The sequence below is a fragment of the Oculatella sp. LEGE 06141 genome, assembly GCF_015207605.1.
GTDB lineage: Bacteria > Cyanobacteriota > Cyanobacteriia > Elainellales > Elainellaceae > Oculatella.
The window spans coordinates 13,562-34,968 of the sequence record NZ_JADEWO010000016.1 but is presented as its reverse complement, the minus strand read 5'-3'; the positions used below and the strand labels follow the sequence as shown (position 1 = coordinate 34,968).

The following is a 21,407-nucleotide window of genomic DNA, read 5'->3' as shown; positions in this document are numbered from 1 at the left end:
GCTTACCACTTTCTTGTTCTTAAGAGGATCAGTTACTGAGCTTGATCGCTAGGGATTGAAGCTTATTGGACAAATGATTTAAGCTACATTGAGACGGATGAATCGATTGATCTGAAAGCTGTTGCAGCCGATCGGGGTACCTTAGGAGGTCGAGGAGATAAGTGGCGATCGCTTCTCCCGTAATTTCATTTAGTCTTAGCCCATTAATGCCATTTACTACAACCTCTCCACAAGATTGAGAGGCAATGATGGGAAGCTTCCAGGCTTGTGCTTCCAACTGTGTTAGACCAAATCCATCAGATAAGGTTGGAAACAGAAACACGTCTGCTTGCTGATAGTACTGATGGGTTTGGCTGCGTGGTACATGCTCTACCCAATGAACTTGTGGATGGTTTTGCAATTCAACTGGAATTGTGATTTGCTGTGAACCTACCATCCAGAATTCAATCGGTTTTCCTTCCAAACGTTTGATAGTGTCTAAGAGTGCAGCAACGCCTTTACGAAGAGTGACTAGACCTAGAAACAGCGCTTTCAACGGGCGATCCGTCGTAAATTGTTTCGGGTAGCTGCGGTGGAACTGACTGGCTGCACTAGGAGGATCATAAACCAAAGGAACGATTTCAACTTTATTGGCATTGATACCCGCTTCTTCTAAGAGCTGTTTTGACCAGGATGAGTTGACCAGAATGCAATCGGCCAAATCACACTCCTGTCTCCATCTAGCCCAATATCCGTCAGGAGTCGGTTTCCAAGCAGGTGCTAGATCGGGATGCGCGGTGTATTCTTCAAGCACAATTTTTTCTTCCGCAATGCCTGGATCAATTTGCCCTAAAACGGTGTACCAGCCCTGCTGTTTAGCAAAGCGGAGTAGATCCAATGCGGCATAGCTATATGTGAAGAGGATTGGGCGATCGCCAAATTTAGAAAACTTGGGTGCTATCTGCTTGAGCTGCCGTAGGGTTTGAGTTTGAAACCAGTTGTTTCGAGCAATCATCCGCTCCCAACCTACCGTTCTGCGAATCCGTTGGGTCAACTCAAATTGGAGTAGTGAGTTGTTGAATCCTGGAACGGGGGCCTGCGCTAAGTCAGGATGATACCGCTCTTGCAATGCTTTGAATGATGCACCTGGCAGCTTGGTGAGTAAGGAATTTGGTGGAACCCAAGCATCTGTGAGCAGTAGCGAAAGCTGCCTTGCTTGATGCAGAGCACGCGGAATAGCGTAATATTCCCGTGCACCTAGTTGGCAGCAAATCCAAGCAGGATGGCTCATTGGCAAGACACCTGAGACAGCGGAATAGAAACAACATTGCGGCGCAAACGAAGATATGACAATAGGGATTGCGATGTAATGACTTGGCGATGGTGTTGGTGTTGGCGAATGAGCCTAGGTACCGTGAACACCCCATCCATGATGCCCGCAAACCGTTGATGCCTCATCAACCAAACCATTCGATTTAAGCATTGCCCAATGCCTAGCCACCAAAGACTAGGGGGATAACGTAAATATGCTAATAACGCCAAATTTGCAATGCTAGCAGCGGTAACTTGAGGGCTGCTATGGTGTTCTAACTTGCTATCATGAAATACCCGGAGCCAGGGGCTAATTAGAATACCCCAGCCTTGGTGATGTAGGCGTAGAGCTAGATCAACTTCTTCCATGCCATAGGCAACAGGAAGTTCGACATAGCCATTTGTTTGTAAAAATATGTCTTTTCGATAGGCACAGCCACAGCCAACAAAGGCGGATTCCCATCGTATGTTTTGCTCATCGGGCTTTACTTCTTCTCCAATATGGTAGATGGCTGCTCCAATGACGGCAGCTTTGGGGAACTGTTCAAACAGCTGAAGTAAACGACTAAAATAATCTGGGTCTAGCGGGTAAGAGTCATCATCAAAGCTAGCAACGATTGTATTCTTAGCACGGGCGATCGCTACATTTCGACCACCCCCAGGCCCCACTTGAATAGGGTTTTTGATGATTACAATATCTTTGAACTCACTTTGATGTAATGCAGCTTCGGTAACATTATCACTGCCATCAATGTGAACAATGATTTCGTCAGGTCGAGGATTACACGCAAAGATTTCCTCAATCGCTACTAGGAGTTGCTTGGGGCGGTTATAAGTGGGAATAACAACGCTGATATTGCAATTGTTCATGGCTGTTCATGGGCTGAGGCAATAAGTTCAGCGCTGATGGCTTCGGTGCTCTGATGCTTGTAACGAATGACTTTAGCGGGAACTCCAACGGCGATAGCCCTTTCGGGTATATCTTTCGTTACCACACTGCCTGCTCCAATCACTGCATCGTTTCCAATCGTCACGCCTTTCAGGATGGTGACATTTGCTCCAATCCAAACCTGATTACCAATATGAGTAGGTTGTGAAATCAGGGGTTGAGATAGTGGAGGTAGAAGTTCAACATAACCGTGATCGTGATCGGTAATATAGCACCCTGGCCCAATGCCACAGTGTTGGCCAATGGTAATAGAGAAAGATGCATCAATGAAAGTATTGCGATTAATATAAGTATGAGCACCGATATGGATCTTGGGAGTTGAGGTGGCTTCACCGCTACACAAGAGTACCACTCCTCGATCTAGGGCACAGGCTCCTTCAATCTCAACATTTTTGAAATTTTGAGGAATGTCAATTTGTTGCATCCAAACGTAACCATTGAGCTTCACGCCGATTAATCGGTAGTAAAAGTTACGCCATCGACTACTAATTCCTTGAATCAAACGATGCATAATTAATTCTTTAAGTGATGAGTCGTTGTATCTATTTTGGAGTGGATTCTAGCTGCTCGGTTCGTAAGATCTGAGCTAAGCCATTTATTTTTCCACTTAAAACTGCTGGGAGCGATCGCCACCCTTTTATATCCTGTAATAGTGCTGCGATCTCAAACAATTGAAGTATTGTTAAATTCAAGTAATCTCTAAGATTTTGTCGTTCAAGAATTCGAGTCATGACGAAATGGCGATTCACCAATTCCATTTTTGCTAAAATGGCTGGATTATTTTTATGGTCACCTGGTTGACTGTCATGAAAAATACGAGCTGTACGAGCATTAGCCAATTTCCAGTGTTTCCCTACTATTAATGACAGGGTCACATCTTCCATCAACGAATAACCAACGAAGTTTGCGGAAAATAGAGGGGTGGGTAACGCCTCGCGGCGGTAAAGCGCGCAAGTTGTATTGAGCCAATCTACTGAGACAATCTCAGGTAATGTATGATCATCTTCGGGCAATAGATTGAGCGCAGGACCAATACACTTTCCAGCATAGCTCTTCTCAACTTTCCCATGTAGGAACTGAAATAAGGTGCGGCTGATACGACCGGGTGGCAAATAACGTTGATTAGTAATCATTGCGTTTACTCCACCGATGAATGGACTGCTCTGCAAAGCATCCCACAAACGTGCCAAGCATTCTGGTTCCAACAAAATGTCGTCATCCATCAGCCAGATAAACTCTTGCGTAGCTCGATCAATCGCCTGGTTACGCTGAGTTGCAGCCCCAATTTCTGTTGCTCGATAATATTTAATCTGAGTGAGTAGTCCTGGAATTGAGCTTTGGCAAAGGCGTTGGGTTTCATCATCGTCTGAACCATCTACTATAATCATTTCGATAGGCTGCGATGACTGTTGGGCAAGGCTGTTGAGTGTTCGAGCAAGAGGTAATGAACGGTGGCGAGTAGGCACCAATGCAGAAATGGGAAGTTGAACTGTCATCTCAGATTTAAATCATTTGGGGATTAGCAGGTAAGGCTGGTTCGTCGGAATGGGCAGAAAAATAGAGATGAAGTGGATTTTGGACAAGTTTGAATTTGGCGTAAGATTTCAAATATTGGTAAACGCGTTGTGTTAGGCTCAGCTGCCGAAACTCATATTTTGTAAATAAGCTATCCAATAAAGAAACTTCCAAATCTGTTTGCTTATCTAGGCGTTCAGCAATGCGGATGACTTCTCGAGCAATAGTTTCTCCATATTTTTTTAGAAGATTGCGTTTGATGGTTTGAACGCCACGACCAAAACTCCGATTGTCAACGGCATTTCTTAATGACAAAGCAGACGGCATTTCCGACCAATAACACAACGGCTTAGGTTCAAAATACAGGTTTTCGTGAATTTGTAGAGTGCGGCAGTATTCCTGTAAGCCTGAATCAATAACACAATTGCTGACTTGAAGGTTCGATTGGAGAGAGGTTTGCCAGAATAAACCACCATTAGAGATACCCTCAAAATAAAACAGATGCGCGTGTAATTCTAGCGGCGTATAAACGCGATTTGTAAACCAATCTCCTCGGGTGGTTCTGCCTGTTGCTTTTGAAATATCTTTGTCCTGGAGCCAAATCTCTTGATTTCGAAGGAGTAGATCAACGTCATGGGTTTTGAGTGATGCAATATTTTCCGAAAGGAATGTTGGCATTAACCAGTTGTCATCCTCAAGAATACAAGCGTACATACCGCCCGCTAAACTTTTCGAGGTAAAAGCTCGGTTAATGTTTCCTGCACAGCCAAGGTTTTTTAAGTTAGGAGTATACTGAATCCGTTCGTCTCTAAACTTTTCAGCAACAGACCTACCCTCTTGATAGGGTGAGTCGTCCATCACTAAAGCAACCCAATTGCGATAGTCCTGATTTACCAAGCTGTTAAGTGCCCGTTCGAGCAGTTGTGGACGTTTATAGGTTGGAATTCTTACTTCGCATAATTCCATAGATGTATTCTCCCAAGACCCGTTACTTCCAAACCTTGCGTTTCACTTCTGCAACGTACTCAGCTCCAGTAAAGCCGATCGCTTTATAAATGCGGCGATAGAAACTGGGAGCAACTCGACTACACGGTTCAAACTGAGGGTTACTGCTTCTTATTGTTGAGGCGACTTGAACTGCCCACTGCTTATCCCATGAGTAAATTCTGCGAGCATATTCAAATCGTGCCTGATTAATGGCATCGCTTCTCGTTTTGGTGAGTTGTCCAATTGCAGATAAATGAGATTCGATCGCATTCTGTACTCCTAGCCGATCGCGATAAATCTCGGCTATTTTTCTGCGAGTAACGGTACCACTACACCACCAGCGATAAACTGCACCTGCCTGTTCACAATAGGCAAATCGTTTGTTTGCCATCAGGAATCGAACATATAAATCGTAGTCCTGGCAATGTTTCAGGTCTTCACGCCAACCATTAATGTCAATCAAGGCTTGTTTGCAAATCAGTAGCCCTCCAGTCTGAGGTAATTTCCACTGGATGGCAAGCAGCCACAGGTCATGAGGTAAAGGGAGATTTGCGATCGCAGGAGCATTATGGAATACACCATCCTCCCCTAATTCTTCAGTGATGTGAGGACTGTAGATAACATCAGCATTGGAATTCTGGGTCAGAAACTGGATTTGCTTCTCAATTTTGTCAGGCAGCAAGTAGTCATCCGCATCTAAATATTGCAACCATTCTCCCGTACTCAGTTCTAATAACCGATTTCTTGCTACATTACCACCTCCATTGGCTCCTGTTTCCCAACGGATGCGATCGCCAAAGCTTTTGATAATTTCTAGACTTCGATCGCTTGACCCATCATCAACTACAACCACTTCCCTATTTGGGTAAGTTTGATCGAGAGCACTTTGAATCGCTTGAGCAATCCAGCGATCGGCGTTGTAGCAGGGAATAAGAATACTGACAATAGGGGATTGATTCATTGGATTAGTTCTCAAAGTCTCATCTACTGAACCCGGAACTCAGTCCACTCCCCAGATGCTACCTGCCGAATATGCTTAGTGTATTTATTCCGTTCATACAATATTCGCTGGATAGCGCCCATGCACTCTAATTTATCCCTCCAATTCTTAAATTTTTGCTCCTCGTCTATATTACTAAAACTTTGAAGAATTATTAAGCTAAAATAACGTTTCAACTTTGATAGCAATTGCCACTGCCACGTCCATTGAATAGGTAACTGTCTACCTTTATGTTTATGAGTAAACATAAAGGGATCAACGCCAATGCTTCCCGCCCCGATTGTTTTAGACAGAACTTCAAAATGTTGCAGCTCCAAACGATCTGCTTTAATTACATGACGAATCTGAATACGTGGATCGTGGGCAAATCGGTAACCAAGACTACGTATCAGCCAGCAAAGTTCAGTATCTTCACCAGTTACCTTCATCTTCTTGCCGCGCTGAGTGTCATTAAAAAAGCTGTATCCTTTTTCTAAACAGTTTAAGAGAGGCCTAACTCGAAAGGTTGAACCAGCACCAGCAATAATGCCATTTTTAGCAATTACTCTACCGTCCGGATCTTGTTCGCTGTTCTCCAAAAAAGGTTGAGCGCAGCCATAACGTCCGCTAACCCATACAAACCAGGACGGGAGAGGTTGGTTAACAATGATCTGGTTTTTGGATCCTGACATACCCACGTTGGGGTAATGTTCAAAGATTTCGAGGGTATAACGGATGAAGCCTGGCTCAATCAGATTGTCATCATCAATGATGCTAATTAGTTCACCTTGTGCTTCTTGCACTCCTTTCAGAAATGCATTGATTTTTCCAATGCAGGATTCAAGCAAAACTCGTCCATTTAAGTTGAGGCGTTGAATAGCTGTTTTTGCAATTTCTGATGTGCGATCGCTAGAAGCATTGTCAATTACAAGAACCTCGAAGAGATCCCTGGAAACATCAGTTTGATTGGCGATCGCTTCCAAAGCTTGTTCAATGGTTCTCTCCCCGTTATGGGTACAGGTAAGCAGGGTGATTTTTGGTGGCTTCATAGATAAATCTTGAAAGTAATCAACTCGAGCACATCCTCTTATATGCTTTGGTTTTAAGCAATGGTTTGATATGAGTCATTCCAAATAGAATCAATTAAACTGCCAAGGAATGATCGTCCTCGTAAAATTTCAAGCTGAATTAGAGTTTATCTCTGCTGAAAACAACTCAACTATTTTGATACACCTGAAACATCTTCTGTCCAATTGCTCGCCAGTCCAATTGATCGCATTCGTGTTTGACTATCTCACCCAATTGTTTAAGGTCAATTTGAGTACTCTCCTTAAGGGCATACAGTAAACCTTGTGGATCATTAGAATCATAAAGCAAATGATTGGCAGCACCTAATGTTTCGAGAATACCAGGAACGCAAGGAGCGATGATTGGTTTATTGAAAGACATGGCCAAAATCAAACTCCCTGACGTGAGAATTGATTCAAATGGCAATACAATCACATCTGTAGCACTAAAATAAAGCGGGATTTGGTTATCATCTACAAAGCCAAGATGTAAAATAGCATTTTTTGTTTGAGCAACTTGCTGAGATAACTTAAGCCCATACTCTTCAATTAAAGCTTGCCCCGCAATCAGGAGCGTGTCTTCGGCAAATAGTTCATGATTTTTTTGCCAAACCTCCAACAGTCGCTCAATTCCTTTATAAGGTTTCAACATTCCAAGATTGAGATAGATCCGCCCTGATAGGGGTAATCCAAGTTTTTCTCTTGCTTCTAAAGAGTTACTCAAATTTCCATACACTTGTCGGTAGTGACCGTGAGGAATAACTGTAGCCTTAGTAGGATTAAACTGATACGTTTGAGCTAGTTCCTCTAACGCAGACGGGTGATGCACAATGATGCGATCGACTAGTTTTGACAACATGCAACGAGTCCAGCGATCGAGCTTGGGAAATTTGGAGTTATGAGGAATCCGATTATGAATTGTCCAAACTACCTTTACACCTGCTAGACGAGTTAACAGGATATCAATAAGAAATTTGATTGTATAAATTAATTTTGTAATTCGATGGTTGCTTTTCGTATAAGGATCGAGCCAATGGAGATGCAGAACATCAATTTTTGTCGGGCTAGAGGTAATGGCTCTAAAAATTGGAAAAACCCGCCGATAGCCTGTTGGAAATGAACTCTCAACTCCTTCTGCTAGTAACCCTTCTGAGAGCAAGCTTTGATAGGGATTATCTGGTCGATAATCCGGCATCATTAAAACATGCAGAGTAGAGGAATCGGCATTTTGAGTCATGGTGCTGATGGTTATGCAGCAGGGTGAGCAGATGACATAAGGATGCCCTTCTGCTGTTTTACAGTCGGACATAGCAGAAGGGCAAGCAGCTTGATGAATGCAAGCTAATGTTTCAATTGAGTGATTTGCAATTAAGCAGGTCAGCTGCTGGATGAATCTACCACTTCTCGTAGTGGTCGTCTGCGGCTAACTTTACGAGCTCCACCTGCCATCACATATTCATCACTGCTTTTGCCATATCGTGTGGCAACACCAAGGAGGATCAGTTCTGAGAAATCACCTAATTTTCTCTCAAGCTCTAAAACATTGCTATATGTTTTATCGATTCCGGAAAGAGCAGTATTGTAGCTGGCAAGCTCTGAGCGCATTTCTTCAATCATGCTGAAATACGCCTCAATGCTTAAACCATTGCCTAAATCTAATGCAGTATTAATGGAGCGCAAGCTTGCCGCTCGACGTTCCGCTTTTTCCAAAACTTTAGAGCTTCTTTTTCTCCTGGACATAATTGATGCCTCCCTGATGGATTAACACTGATCAGGTTAACCAGTTTGTTTGTACCTCTCTATTAGAGAGGATGCGGAAGAATCAGTGTCCCTTCATCAAATTTAGAAATTGTCCTCAGTAGATTTTTCCTGGTCACTGCAATAGCTGATGAGGTAAACCCAGTCCTCTGAATATTGCTTCAGGTAGTGTAGATATCAATTGGCTGGTAATGCATAAGTGGAGGTTCCGTACAGTACTCCAGAGGACGGTTTGAACCGTGGCAACTCGGCTGCATTCGCCTCCTAATCCCCCAAATTGGGGGACTTTGAAACAGATGCTCGGAAGTCCCCCAATTTGGGGGATTGAGGGGGCGCTTCGCGTGACAAAGACCCCGTTCCAACCCTTCTCTGAACTGTTTTATCTCTGTAAAACGAGAACTCAAGGCATTTGGATTGTCTCTGACCGTGATGAATTAGCCCTGCTAAGGTTGGGAGACTTGGGGGGCTATGCAGAACGGTTGATACTTTTCAGATAATCTCTAATTGTCCTCCCCCTAAATTTCTGTTATGAATTTAGGGGGATCTAGACCACCTTACTAGAGTTAACGCGATCGCCATTTCCGTATGCAACACAGCCACTGATCCAGCAGTTTAACAGACAAGTACTTTTGTCGGGTAGCGGCGGACTGTTAAGTTCCTGCTTACCATAGCTTCCATCATCACACTGCATTAGGCTTGAATATCAAATCAGTTAGAAAAGAAGACAATCGTTTCAGTGATATCTTAAAAAGTTTAATTAATATCCATCAATGTATAAGTGTAAACAGTTGATGCTGAAACATAACCTGATACTCCTGGAGTAATATCAGTAAACGCTTAAACAATATCTGCAACTGCTTAAGCAAGGCTTATAAAGCATGAAGCAAAAGGGCAAACCGTACTGATAAAAACGATCGCTCTTTTAAGGATTGTTTAAGTATCAACAATTTTGCTGTCTCCGTTCCCCAAATTTTCAAACTCTAAAAACTTTGGAGCTGATTTGAAATTTAAGAGGATGTCTTAAAAGTGCTAATCGTAACTCAAACTGCCTCCCAAATCCCCCAGAACTGAGGAACTTTGGAACGGAATTGGATAGGAAGTCCCCCAAAATTGGGGGATTTAGGGGGCCGATGCAGAATGTTTAATACTTCTCAGACCAGCGCTAAGAATGGAGAAGTTTCTGCCAGCACATAGGAGTGCTTAAAATCCTTTCATAGCTGTCTAGAACTGGCACGCCAGCTGCGTCTAGCTATTCCTTAAAGCTTTGAGAAAGCCGTTGTCTACTAGGTGCCGAATTCCTTCGCTATACATTAGATGGCGAATCTTACCGACATAGTGACGACACGGAAGGCTGTTAATACTGCCCTCAAGATGCACATCGTATTCGGGCGGAAGTAGCTCGGTCCCAAACCGAGAACTACAGAGGGCGTACAGTGTCTGTTCAATTCGCCAAAAGTGCCCCAAGATATCGGGCAAGCTTAGAAACTCTTCTATCCAATCTAAGTTGAGTGACGCTTTATGAATTAAGCCGAGACCGGAGTTGAAGCGCTCGATCACGTCAAACCCACATTTAGCTTTGACAACTTCAGGGTCAATGGTGTAAGCGCTTGCAACATCTCCATTTACAGTATTGAGAGAATAATTAGGATTCTCAAGCCGCTGCAAGAGGACGGTGGGTTCTTTGTAGAACAGCACATCGCTATCTAGCAGTAACATACGATCGCTCTCCAAATACTCGGCAAAATCAAACACTTTGGGTGAGAGATGATTGGTTTTGCGAAACTCTAAGCAACGAGGATGGGATTGCAAAGCTGAGAGTACACGAACGTCAGCGCTTGGGCGAGCGATAATGCGAGCGTTGGGAAAGTGATGTTGCAAGGTTGCTCGGTTGTCAGCCGTTAGGGTGCCGTCATCGTGGATGCAAAGCGCATAGTGGCGTTGAGAATAGTAGTAAAACGTTTTTAGTGCCCAAATGAGATTGAGCCAGTCTTTCTCATAGGTAAGAACGTGAATCTCGCAGGTGCGATCGGTGGTGTTGGCGATCGGTTTTGTATTAAGAATGCGAGGTCTAACTATATCTTGATAGTGGGCTGTTCCAAAACCATGCTGAAAGCGAGACTTCAGCTTATAAACTGTTTCTCCAAGTAAAGACATGAATTTACCCAGCTTGCTGGTTCTGAATAATGGATTGGTAATAGTCAAGCAACCGAGGAATGGCTTGAGTGGGATGCAGCTTTGTAATGCTGTTTTGCGCCTGCAACTCCATCTCAGCTTGTTCGTGCTCATTTAAGTTCCACGCTTTGCGAATTCCATCAGCTAGAGCAGGCGGATCTCCTGGATTCACTAATATTCCAGAGACGCTAGGTTCAATGACCTGTTCAAAGCAGGAGCCTGTTGTTGCCACAACCACTTTGCCTAACCCCATTGCTTCTAAGCAAGTGTTCGGCAAATTGTCAATTAAAGACGGTAAGGCAATTACTTTTGCTTGTTGAATAAAGGGGTATAACTTATCATGACGCATGGATGGCAAAACTTTGACCCGATCGCCAAAGGAGTGCAATTGTTCAGAAATGTACTCATTCATAGGCTGGCCAGTTGGGGCAGGGCCACTCCCACCAATGAACAAGACATGCATTTCCGGATAGTCGTTTAACAAACGAGGCAATGCCTCTACGAGGATATGCACTCCTTTCATTTGTGTCATTCTGCCAAAGTAGAGGATGTAGGATTTCCCCTTAGCTGTCTCCTCAAAGAGCGCTGTATCACAGGTTGGTTGTTCCACAAAGAAGGGGGTTTCAATCACGTTGACTTTTGGGATGCCATACCCCTTTTGTACCTGCCCAGCTACAAAATAAGTTGGTGCATAAATCCATCGGGTTCTTTTTACTGCCAATTTTTCCATCAACCAGCGTAGCTTCACTCCGCTGGTCTGCTGAATTCCAGCGGCGGTATCCCAAAAGGGGCGGTAGCTAGACATGCGAGTGACTACGGGAACGTATCGTTCCCAACGGAAAAATAGTCCAACTGCCATCACATTGGCAACTTGAACTATATCAAACTGGACGTGTTGTTGAACAGATAACCATCTTTTCCATAAACACCAAGCTGCTTTGAAATCTTGGTACGGGTTATAGAATACTTTTGGAATTAGTGGATCAACATGGTCAAGTATCATGCGCTGATCCCAAAGGGGAACAACCCGATGAACCGTTACGCCTTGAAATTTAAGTGTTTCATTCTGCTGCGCTCGTGTAAACACATGAACATCATGTCCTTGTTCGGCAAGTGCAACGGTCACTCGTCCAAGGTAATTGGCTAGTCCTCCAGAATAAGATGGTTCAGTGACAAATTCTGGAGTAACAAATGCAATTCGCATAGCTACTTAAATTCTTAGACGTTCATTTGGTGCGACATTCAAAACATTATTTGGCGTGGTGGTAGACGGTCTCTTTTGACAAGAATGCCTACATACTTTTCACCAGTTGAACTTGGCATCCTTACAACGATTGGGTTGGTTCGTACCATTTTGCAAAAATGTGCAAATGCGAGGTTGTCGCCAATGTCGTCTGAAACAAAGCAGCCCCCAATCCTTAAAGACTGCCATAGCAATGGATAAGCCCAAATTCTTCCACCGTAAGTTTTATCGCTGTCATAGTGGCACAAGTCGTACTCAGGAAACATTGCTAACGCTTTTGGCAGCGCAATGCGATCGGCTTCTCGCAAGATAGTCCAAAATTGCTTTAAGTCATTTGGAACAGCGCAACCGACGTAGCTATCGTCTCCATAGCGTGAATAGTGTAAGTTTGTGCTTATAAGGCAAGGAGATGATTGCTTTGAAATAGCTAATAAAATTGCTAAGGATGACCAACCGTAAGCAACTCCCGTTTCAATTACCCGTACAGCTTTAAGATAGTGAGCAATAGAATAAATTAAATCAAGGTTGCCTGCACCTCCCATTTTTTGTGGGCACTGGCTAATCCTAGACTCTGCTTGTTTAAAGATAGATTCAAAAGTACAACTGATTGGAGCTAATAATTCACAACCCGTAATTTTGTGAATAGCTTCTGTTGTATTAATTGCTCGTCTCCGGCACCAAATAGTGGCCTTATCTTGGGTGTGATCCAGCGACGTGGAGCCGCCAAAGAGCGTGGTTTTAATTAAACGCAGTAGAAAGGGGTAGGTATAGGGTCGAACAATGTAGGAGGTTATAGTGTTCACTCTCTTTTGCAAACTGATTGCCATAGCTATATACCTTATCTGTTCTTCTAAAATTCTTTAGAGCCTCAAGAAGTCAATTTGCTTAATTTCTGACTAATTCTGAAGATTAATCTCTTTCTACGTTCTCGATAAATATAAGCAGATTCTTCTATTTTCTGTTTCACATGATTTGCAACTTCCCAAGTCTGAGTTGTCATCTTTTGAGTGATTTGCGTTAGCAATGAAGTATCAATGTTCTTGCTAACGTAATCCAGCATAGGCGTGAATTGACTAGGATCATTTAATGGAACTGAGATATGTTGTAAGTTAACTTGCTCCAATAAATCTCTAACTTTTCGGGTGTTATCAATGGCAATAAATGGAGTGCCAGCCTGGATCGCAAAAATGATTGCGTGATACCGCATTGCAACAACCAACTTGCTTCGGCTTGGTACCGTTGGATCAAATTCAGCAGAGCAGGGATTTACTTTGAGTATTTCCTTGAGAATGCTTGAATCTGCATCCTTTCCAAAACAAAGGGGCCATGAAATCGCTGTGTCTCCCAAACTTTGCTTAAGAGCGATATTCCATGATTGGGGTTCCCAATGCACTTTATCCCAGGGGCGAAAATTCACTCCAACAAGATCATGACGAGTTTCATGGGGAAAGTATCGTGGATACAGCCACGAAATATCCGGTCCAAAGATAACATCATCATCTTTGAAATTAAGCCACTCTAATGTTTTGCGGTCACGCGTCCAAATTAATCCTCCAGTTTGCGAAATGCTGCTGAGTTCATACTTAAAGGCTTCATGTTGACTAACAGTTAAGCTCACACCAAATACAGGAATTTCCACCTTAGCTATCCATCTGCGCATATCTTTGAATGCGCCGTAAACCTGGTTCGCGATACTGCCGCCTCCCAAAATGACATAATCGCTCCTTTGTAATATCTCAATGGGAGGAGTTTCAGTATGAGGTAGAAAGGTTAGTTGATGGTCATCCAACCACATTTCAATACATTGAGCAATACGATCATCCCCAGCATTTTGATTGTGATACCAACCAAAAACAGCACCACGTAAAGTCATTATCTTTTACCTATTTCTCTGAATAAATAACTGAAGCCTTAGCTCTTTAAGAAAAGTTCTCTATACATTCGTCCCTGGTTAAGGAAACGTTCAATGTATAGGGGGTGCACGAAATTTGCCAAGCCTTTGTACCAACTTCGCTCTGCATAATCAAATTTCTTAGAACGCTTTCTTGCTCTATCAAAACCTTCTAATGCAGTTTCCTCACAACCGTTGCGAAAAGCGTATATTGAGTGCTGAAAAATCTTACTTGCAAGAGCTTGAACTCGCTCCTTTGACATTTCATATGGTTCCCCTGCCATTAATCTTGTTTCAAGATCTAGAAAGAGCTGGAGCAGATGATCTGGCGACAGTTTAGACTTTGTAATCCTTGAGGAATTATCGTGGTTCCTATGCTTGTAAAGATGTTCATTCAACAAACGTAGTCTGATGTTTGTTGCAGCAAGCCGAAGGTGCAAATCATACTCTTGAGCACGGAGTAATCCTTCCGTAAACCGGCCTACTTTCTCAATACCGCTCCTCCGGTGCAATGGACCTTCTGTACTTAGTCCTTGGTTTAAGCAGTAGACAAACGGATCAATTCCAACGGGGGATTCAATTTGGCTTTTCTTAGGACGTGTCGGACGACCATCACCAAAGATGTAACCCTTGCAAAAAACAAGGTCTGCTTCACCAGAAGTTAGTAACGGAACTTGTCGTTCGAGTTTAGTAGGTAATAAGAGATCATCAGCGTCTAGAAACTGAATATATTCCCCCTTACTCAACTCTAAACCCCGGTTGCGAGCTGCACAGGCACCCCGATGGTTGATGCTGTCGAACCGAATGCGATCGCCAAAGGATTGAATGACTTCTAAGCTGCGATCGCTCGATCCATCGTCAACCACAATGATTTCCACATTTGGGTAGGTTTGATTGAGAGCACTGGCGATCGCTTCTCCAATAAACTGGTCAGTGTTATAACAAGGAATTACAACACTTATAAGAGGTTGAGAATCTTGTAAAATCAACATCTACTTTAAAGTCTTTCCAAATTAAGATTTGTACAATAAATCTTCTTGAAACTTGAAATCCTCAAATTGAGGTGAACACTCTATATCGTAGACATGGTAGGTTTCTCTCCATAGAAGCTGCCCACAGGGTAAAAACTGCTTGGAGGTCCTACAATACAATCACATTCAGCAAGCAAATAGCAGTCTTCTATTAAATGCCCTGTCCTAAACGTGTCATCTAAACGGGATTTGAAAAAATATTCTTGTGGTGTGTGGAACAATTAAAAACGAAATTTTCCTAGTGGAGAACATTTCAGAGATCCGATCTATAAGCCTCAAATAAGCAAATGAACTATAGAAAAACTGACCTTTTCTCCATTTACTATAGACTCCTTGGCAAATACACTCTCCAACGAGAATCTCTGATTGATTTCTAGCTTTTTGGGCGAGGTTTTAACGCCATCTTGGAAATTTCAGTAATGAAGAGAAATAAAACCGAATTGCATTACTATGCTTCCCAACCTTTTCAGGTAAACGAAACCATCAACCTGTCAATGTAATTATCCTTTTAGTGATTAGCAAGTTCAAAAAAATGGGACTTCTAAAATCAATTCTTCCGAGAAGTAAAGATTAACAGTAGCAATATTCTCATTTAGTCAGTTGGTAATCCATTACATTTTTAGTTCTGAAATGGCTTTTCGTGACGTAGAAGTGATTTTTCCTCTAAGCTTGAATTTCTTAATTAATATTGCAAGAATTGAAAGAGAGGTACTAGGATAACTACACAAAAAATTGTTTACTGTAAATACAAAAAAACTTTGAGCAATCATCGAAAGGAATATTGGTAACAGCCGATTTGTATTCAATAGCAAAAGAATTACATGTGAATTTAGTAATAAGCTGTTTCCAAGTTGCCCAAACTTTGAATTAATAATTAATACAGACACACAATCTAAACTGTAAATTCTGGAGAGAAATAATTTTAACGATTAGGAATTTCATATAACACATCAAACTGCTCTTTTGAAGTAATATCATTTACACCTTTATATAGTTCTTTTGCTACAAGGTTTTGATAATGTTCTGAATCACGATACCCTAAAATCCGAAATTTTTGATTGCCTACAATACTCAGAGGAGGGACTTCTCCAGAAACCACTGCTCCCATACCAATGATTGCACCATCGCCAATTTTTGTTCCGGGAGTAATGCAAACATTCATACCAATCCATACATTATGTCCAATTTCAACAGGCTTTTTGACTGAAGTTGCATCAAAAGGAAGGTGATTGCCGTGATACTGGTGATTAACTGTATACAGCACTAGATTTCGACTAATGAATGTGTTATTACCAATCTTCAAACCTCCACTGGCTCGAATAAATGTATTTTCGCCAATATGAACGTTATTACCAACTTCAATATGCTCTGCACCACTTACATAAACTGAACCAAAAATGTGTAGATTTTGTCCTCGTTTCTTCAGTTTGGATACCCATCTTTCATTCTTGTTGATAGTATGGCGCTGTTCAGCTAGAAGCAGCCATTGATATAGCTTATCGACTAAGCAATCCCTAACCGATTGAAGAAGAATGATCATCCCAATTTTTTCTCCTAAAACATGATTTGACGTAGCAGAGCATCACACGACTTAAACAAAGTTCCCACATATTTTTCACTAGATAAACTTGACATCTTTACAACGATTTCAGCATTTTCTCTATTCCCTATTGTGACTGATAAAAGAAATAGCTATAGAAAAATATGATCCTTGTAAATCAACTAATGCAAGAGCAAGCAAAATCAAAAGCTCTTTAACTACATTTTTACTTACTCCTGTCAAACTTTATAAAAACGACATTATTAGAAATTCAAGAAGCATTAGTTTGTTCACCATTCGACCTGTATATCAAACAGCTATTTCTTGAGTTTGCAAATTCCAATAGTGAGCATAACGCCCTTGTTTTTGTATCAAAGTTCTGTGGCTTCCTTGTTCTACCAATTGTCCTTTTTCCAAAACTACAATTTGATCTGCTGCAACAATTGTTGATAGGCGATGGGCAATTACTATCACGGTTCGATTCTGTTGAAATTCGGCTAAGGCCTGCTGAATCAATCGCTCTGATTCACTATCCAATGCACTGGTTGCTTCATCCAAAATCAAAATCTCAGGCTGCTTCAAAATTGCTCTAGCGAGTGCTAGACGTTGCCGTTGTCCTCCTGATAGGCGGTAACCTCGCTCACCTACCGTTGTTTCATAACTATCTGGCAAGTCTAAGATAAATTGATGCGCTTGGGCAGCTTTTGCTGCTTCTGTCACCTCCTCAAACGTTGCCTCTGGTGCACCATAGCGCAGATTGTCTAAAATGCTGGTGTTGAAGATGAATGTATCTTGGCTAACTACGCCAATATGCTGTCTCCAACTCGCTTGATTGTAATTTTGCAAGTCTTTTCCATTAACTGCAATACGGCCTAGACTTGGTTGATATAGTCCAATTAACAGATCTACAATCGAAGACTTTCCAGCCCCCGATTGCCCTACTAGTGCTGTTACCTGGTTTTTGGGAATTCTAAAATTCACGTTCTGCAAAGCTAGGGACTGATCAGCAGTATATGAGAGACTTACGTCCTCAAAGCAAATATCCGTTTGGAGAAACTCAAACGTCTCACGTCCAACCAAGGCAAACTGCTTATCGCTAGTTTCCAGAATACTGTTGAGTCGTTGCATGTTGGCGCTGTTATCTGCTAATTGAGTAAAGGCCCCAGCTACGCCACGCAAACGAATCGATAGTCGTTGCAACGCTAGCAGAAATGTCACCAACAGCGGCAAAATCGTTTCCGGTGTATCACTCATGCTAAAGGATAAGGCCGCCAAAATTGCCAGAGACAAGATAGGCAATATATCTAAGATTGGTTCCGGCAGATAGAATATTCGCGCCCTTTGCTGTAGCTGGATTTGTACATCTCGTAACAATAGCGTGACTTCATCTGTTGCTCGTTGCTGAGTTCCAAAGGTGTGAAGTAATCGCAGCGCTTGAATATTTTCTGTCATCCGCTTACTTAGTTCTACTTGAGCAGAGTTCAGTCGATGAGCCGCAGCTCTTAAACGGGGCAGCAACTGCCGCTGGATAATGACCATGACAACGGCTAGAACAACAGCGACTACGGCTAAAAGGGGTGACAGACTAACTAAAATGGCGGCATAAACAATATTGAACGTTAAACTAACAATTAAGCCATTCAGAGTTTGAATCTGGTTATTAACACTGCTCGCTGCACTGTTAGCAAAATTTAGTAAGTCGCCAATTTTATAGTGACTGGCACAGGCAAAGCTAAACGACATAATTTGCTCAAACACTCGACCTGTCACTTGAGGCTGTGCCCGAGCTGATAGATAGGCTGCACTCACCTTGTTGCCATAGTTGCTTAGCGCCAACAAAGCCTGCAACACTACAGCAAGCCCTAGCAATCCCAGAAATAGAATTTCATTTGGTAAGGATACAATTGATAGCAGGCGCTCCAACAATGGAGGGAACTGCTGCTTCTGACTATCTGAAAGCAGAGAAATCGCTAGATAAATAACTCCAAGAGTACTGCCTTCTAATAGAGCACTGAATAAATTAGTAAGTAAAACTATTGCTAATAGCGACCAATTTCGACAAGCTGTAGCGCTAATTAAACGATAAGCAGGAGAATTCAAAGTCGCCTTAAGTTGTTTCACAATCATCTAATCCTTGTTTGATGGTGTGTTATGGCTTTACCAAATACACCTTATCTACCAATAGTTTCGGTTGTTGCTTTTTCTATTCACCAACAAAGTTAAATAGCTCCCTCAAATGAAGGAGCTATCCGTATGCACAACTCGATTGTCTCTCAAGCAGTCTGCTTCTAAACGTTGCACTTCAAACTACAAACCGAAAGTCCTTAACTCCGTTGAATCCTAACATTCGAGAATGCCGCCGAGTAAACTCACTAACCGAAGGGTTACCCAGCGGTTGAATTACCCCATGAACTTGCTGCCACAACTCCTGTGGTGCAATCCTCACCTCATAGGCGCGATCGCCTTCCTTTTTAACGTGATACCACTTGGTTTCCTGGCACTCCTTACACCAAAAGGATTCGAGCCACTCTCCATTAATTGAAACAGCCGTTTGATTGGCAATGAGCATTAATGCATCGCGCCGATTCACTCCACGCTGCTGTAGTTGGCCAGGGCGATCGGCAAACAAAGGATACTTTTGACTAACGCTATCTAAATAACAATTGTGGGCAGGACAAAATATAGCTCGCCGCTTAGAGCGCTTTCGATTTCGGTCACACCTTCTCTGCAATTCGACCTCCTCTTTTCCAATGAAAGACATGAGAAGAAGGTTACGGTGGAGGGACTGAGATCAACTGACCATCGAAGCCCAACTCCTTAGGAAATGAACTATTTAGATGTTGCTTTAGTATTGAGAACGATTCAATACGCTTGAACTAGGCTTAGTTTAAGAAATTAATGGTTGGAACTCATTATGCTATCTCTCATCTATTTCCTTTTACAGGAAGTCAAAGCAAAATCAGCACAAATTAGCTGTATTTACGAGTTCTTTTTATGAGTTTGTAGTCGCTTCATTTTCAGATATTTTAGCCAACTTAAAGAACTGCAACAATTAAAACTATTAAGTGCGCGATCGCCTAACTTCTTCCTCAAAAGGACAATTGCATAGGCAGTGATGCAAGTTTTATCCCTCTGCCAATTAAGCACCCAAATCTTACATTACTCGTGTACCAAAAATCCTCAAAACCATTGAATTATCAGGCGAGTGAGCTATCTTTACCAAGATGCATTAAAGATCAGGATTGTTACCCAATTTGCCCTCTATTTTTGGAGAACTGGACTGGAAGTTCCCCAAAACTGGGGAATTTGGGGGACAAATACCATAGCTCGATACTCTTCAAACATCGTCTAATAGTCTTGAGAAACAGCTTTAGAACTTCTCCGTTTAACCATCGCCATCACCACGTAATAATAAATGGTGAACAGAATTGAGGAAAAGATTTGTCCTCCCCAAAAGCCATGCCAAAACTCGAATGATGCCTTTCCCCAATAGGCTTCTGCCATTGCCATCAGCATAATGCGAGGAATATTAGCCAGGAGAGCAAGACCAACACCGATTCCAATCATGAGAACGACTTTTGGCAATTTTTGCTTCAGGAAAAGTCCTAAAAGCAAGCTGGCGATCGCCATGATAGTTGCCATATCAAATCCGCTACATCCCCAAGCCACATCCACCGAACCAGCAGGCAAAGAAATGATAGTATTTACCCTCTCAGCCTGCTGACCAATTGCCCTGAGTCCTAACGTACCGCTCCAGGCCATCAATCGCTCAAGCATTTGGGGTGGAGTGAAAGCTTCCCAAACTGCTTTGCTAACAATTGTAGGTTGAGGAAATAATCCCAAGACAATCATAAAGACGGGTAATGGATACCGCTTGAAAAAGTGGATTCCCCAAGTGCTGCAAGCAATCCCTGCCAGAATGATCATCCAGATGAGCCGTTGTGCCCATTCAGCATAAAAGCCGAAGGGAATCATCAAGATGGCAGACCCTATCAGGAGATATCCAAGAAACCGCTCTTCTGAATCTGCTTTGAGCTTGGTAAGATAGCGGCGATCGCTGCGAATGTGGAAGACACCATAGGCAATCGCCAAGACCATCAATACACTGGCTGAACCATGAAGGGTTCCAATGACGAGATCTGCAAGCCAAGCAGGAAAGTAACAAAGACTCGCCAATAGACCCAAAGCAACAATTCGGTTATGGGTATTTTTGAGACTTTGATGTAGCAGAGAGCTAGCGGATTGATTAATCGTTGGCAGTTTCATGAAAAATTATCTGATGCGTAACCGCATTCCATATAGCCCAAGGCTAATCATTCCCAAGCCGATCACAACCAAGTTACCCACACTCGCTGTTGCCAGTTTCAACGCGCTGGTTTTTGCATTGCTCTTTAAGGCATTAGCCTGACTGGTTAGCTCTTTTGAGAACCGTTGCAAATCTTGTGAGGTTACATTTTCACCGACTGCACTGGGGTTAGTCTGTGCCGTTTGAATTTGAGTTTGTAGCTGCGATTCCTGATTACTAATGGTACTAACCGCCTGCTGCTGTAGTTTGGCGCTATCGGCAACAACGATTAAAGACGAGAGAACAAAGGCAACACCAATAATTAAAGACACTCTAGAAAGCCGCTTTAACCACCGACGGTTTTCAATGCAGCCAAACAGGGTTAAGGCGGTGCCAAGCAGAAGCACAATGCTCCGGTCTGAAACCTGCTGCATCAAACCTGCACGCCATTGAAGATTACCGATATCAGGAGGCAGGGCTAAAACAACAACATCAATGATGAACCCTGCTAAACAAACAAAACCAACAATTTGACAAAATCCTTTGGCACTGTAGAAACCAGCAGCATTAGGGGCGGGGGAAGAAATAGATGCCATAGTGACTAATGAAGGTAAAGTTAACCAAGAACAGATGCGATCGAGAAATCAGACCTCAAAGAAAGAAGTTGGGTTGAGAGGTTGTAAAACCTAACCAATCCGTA

19 protein-coding genes are annotated in these 21,407 nt (G+C 42.6%); all 19 read right to left on the bottom strand.

Features of this window, described 5'->3' with window-relative positions; all coding sequences use genetic code 11:
• Window positions 1–28: 28 nt before the first annotated feature.
• The 19 genes from IQ268_RS13195 to IQ268_RS13105 all read right to left on the bottom strand — a co-directional run bounded on the left by IQ268_RS13195 (window position 29) and on the right by IQ268_RS13105 (window position 21,303).
• Window positions 29–1,270 (bottom strand): glycosyltransferase family 4 protein, encoded by a 1,242-nt coding sequence (locus IQ268_RS13195; RefSeq protein WP_193879412.1) that lies wholly within the window; start codon window positions 1,268–1,270, stop codon window positions 29–31.
• Entirely contained in the window at window positions 1,267–2,160 is an 894-nt protein-coding gene (locus IQ268_RS13190) for a glycosyltransferase family 2 protein (RefSeq protein ID WP_193879408.1), read from the bottom strand. Before IQ268_RS13190 ends, IQ268_RS13195 begins: the two co-directional genes overlap by 4 nt.
• On the bottom strand, window positions 2,157–2,750 hold the full coding sequence (locus IQ268_RS13185) for an acyltransferase (RefSeq protein ID WP_193879405.1): 594 nt from the start codon (window positions 2,748–2,750) through the stop codon (window positions 2,157–2,159). The genes IQ268_RS13190 and IQ268_RS13185 overlap by 4 nt, the downstream gene beginning before the upstream one ends.
• Window positions 2,751–2,781: 31 nt before the next feature.
• Window positions 2,782–3,735, bottom strand: a complete 954-nt coding sequence (locus tag IQ268_RS13180; protein WP_193879402.1) for a glycosyltransferase family 2 protein — start codon at window positions 3,733–3,735, stop codon at window positions 2,782–2,784.
• A 7-nt stretch (window positions 3,736–3,742) separates the two neighbouring features.
• On the bottom strand, window positions 3,743–4,720 hold the full coding sequence (locus IQ268_RS13175) for a glycosyltransferase family 2 protein (RefSeq protein WP_193879399.1): 978 nt from the start codon (window positions 4,718–4,720) through the stop codon (window positions 3,743–3,745).
• A gap of 22 nt (window positions 4,721–4,742) precedes the next feature.
• Window positions 4,743–5,702 (bottom strand): glycosyltransferase, encoded by a 960-nt coding sequence (locus IQ268_RS13170; RefSeq protein WP_193879396.1) that lies wholly within the window; start codon window positions 5,700–5,702, stop codon window positions 4,743–4,745.
• 23 nt (window positions 5,703–5,725) lie between these two features.
• Window positions 5,726–6,769 (bottom strand): glycosyltransferase family A protein, encoded by a 1,044-nt coding sequence (locus IQ268_RS13165; RefSeq protein WP_193879393.1) that lies wholly within the window; start codon window positions 6,767–6,769, stop codon window positions 5,726–5,728.
• Between the two features lie 166 nt (window positions 6,770–6,935).
• Window positions 6,936–8,024 (bottom strand): glycosyltransferase, encoded by a 1,089-nt coding sequence (locus IQ268_RS13160; protein WP_193879549.1) that lies wholly within the window; start codon window positions 8,022–8,024, stop codon window positions 6,936–6,938.
• Window positions 8,025–8,164: 140 nt separating this feature from the next.
• On the bottom strand, window positions 8,165–8,527 hold the full coding sequence (locus tag IQ268_RS13155) for a hypothetical protein (RefSeq protein WP_193879390.1): 363 nt from the start codon (window positions 8,525–8,527) through the stop codon (window positions 8,165–8,167).
• Window positions 8,528–9,790: 1,263 nt separating this feature from the next.
• On the bottom strand, window positions 9,791–10,699 hold the full coding sequence (locus tag IQ268_RS13150) for a hypothetical protein (RefSeq protein WP_193879386.1): 909 nt from the start codon (window positions 10,697–10,699) through the stop codon (window positions 9,791–9,793).
• A 4-nt stretch (window positions 10,700–10,703) separates the two neighbouring features.
• Window positions 10,704–11,921 carry a glycosyltransferase family 4 protein gene (locus IQ268_RS13145; RefSeq protein WP_193879383.1) on the bottom strand — a complete coding sequence of 406 codons (1,218 nt, stop codon included), beginning with the start codon at window positions 11,919–11,921 and terminating at the stop codon, window positions 10,704–10,706.
• A 38-nt stretch (window positions 11,922–11,959) separates the two neighbouring features.
• The gene (locus tag IQ268_RS13140; RefSeq protein ID WP_193879380.1) at window positions 11,960–12,787 is read right to left on the bottom strand and encodes a class I SAM-dependent methyltransferase; all 828 of its coding nucleotides are present in this window, start codon (window positions 12,785–12,787) and stop codon (window positions 11,960–11,962) included.
• A gap of 41 nt (window positions 12,788–12,828) precedes the next feature.
• Window positions 12,829–13,833 carry a polysaccharide pyruvyl transferase family protein gene (locus tag IQ268_RS13135; RefSeq protein WP_193879377.1) on the bottom strand — a complete coding sequence of 335 codons (1,005 nt, stop codon included), beginning with the start codon at window positions 13,831–13,833 and terminating at the stop codon, window positions 12,829–12,831.
• Between the two features lie 38 nt (window positions 13,834–13,871).
• Window positions 13,872–14,843, bottom strand: coding sequence for a glycosyltransferase family 2 protein (locus IQ268_RS13130; RefSeq protein WP_193879374.1), 972 nt, complete (start codon window positions 14,841–14,843; stop codon window positions 13,872–13,874).
• Window positions 14,844–15,804: 961 nt separating this feature from the next.
• Window positions 15,805–16,422 carry a DapH/DapD/GlmU-related protein gene (locus tag IQ268_RS13125; protein ID WP_193879372.1) on the bottom strand — a complete coding sequence of 206 codons (618 nt, stop codon included), beginning with the start codon at window positions 16,420–16,422 and terminating at the stop codon, window positions 15,805–15,807.
• A gap of 309 nt (window positions 16,423–16,731) precedes the next feature.
• Entirely contained in the window at window positions 16,732–18,549 is a 1,818-nt protein-coding gene (locus tag IQ268_RS13120; RefSeq protein WP_193879369.1) for an ABC transporter ATP-binding protein, read from the bottom strand.
• Window positions 18,550–18,724: 175 nt separating this feature from the next.
• Window positions 18,725–19,153, bottom strand: a complete 429-nt coding sequence (locus IQ268_RS13115; RefSeq protein ID WP_193879546.1) for a hypothetical protein — start codon at window positions 19,151–19,153, stop codon at window positions 18,725–18,727.
• A 617-nt stretch (window positions 19,154–19,770) separates the two neighbouring features.
• Window positions 19,771–20,688, bottom strand: a complete 918-nt coding sequence (gene crtC, locus IQ268_RS13110; RefSeq protein WP_193879366.1) for a cyanoexosortase C — start codon at window positions 20,686–20,688, stop codon at window positions 19,771–19,773.
• Between the two features lie 6 nt (window positions 20,689–20,694).
• The gene (locus IQ268_RS13105) at window positions 20,695–21,303 is read right to left on the bottom strand and encodes an HpsJ family protein (protein WP_193879363.1); all 609 of its coding nucleotides are present in this window, start codon (window positions 21,301–21,303) and stop codon (window positions 20,695–20,697) included.
• Window positions 21,304–21,407: the final 104 nt, after the last annotated feature.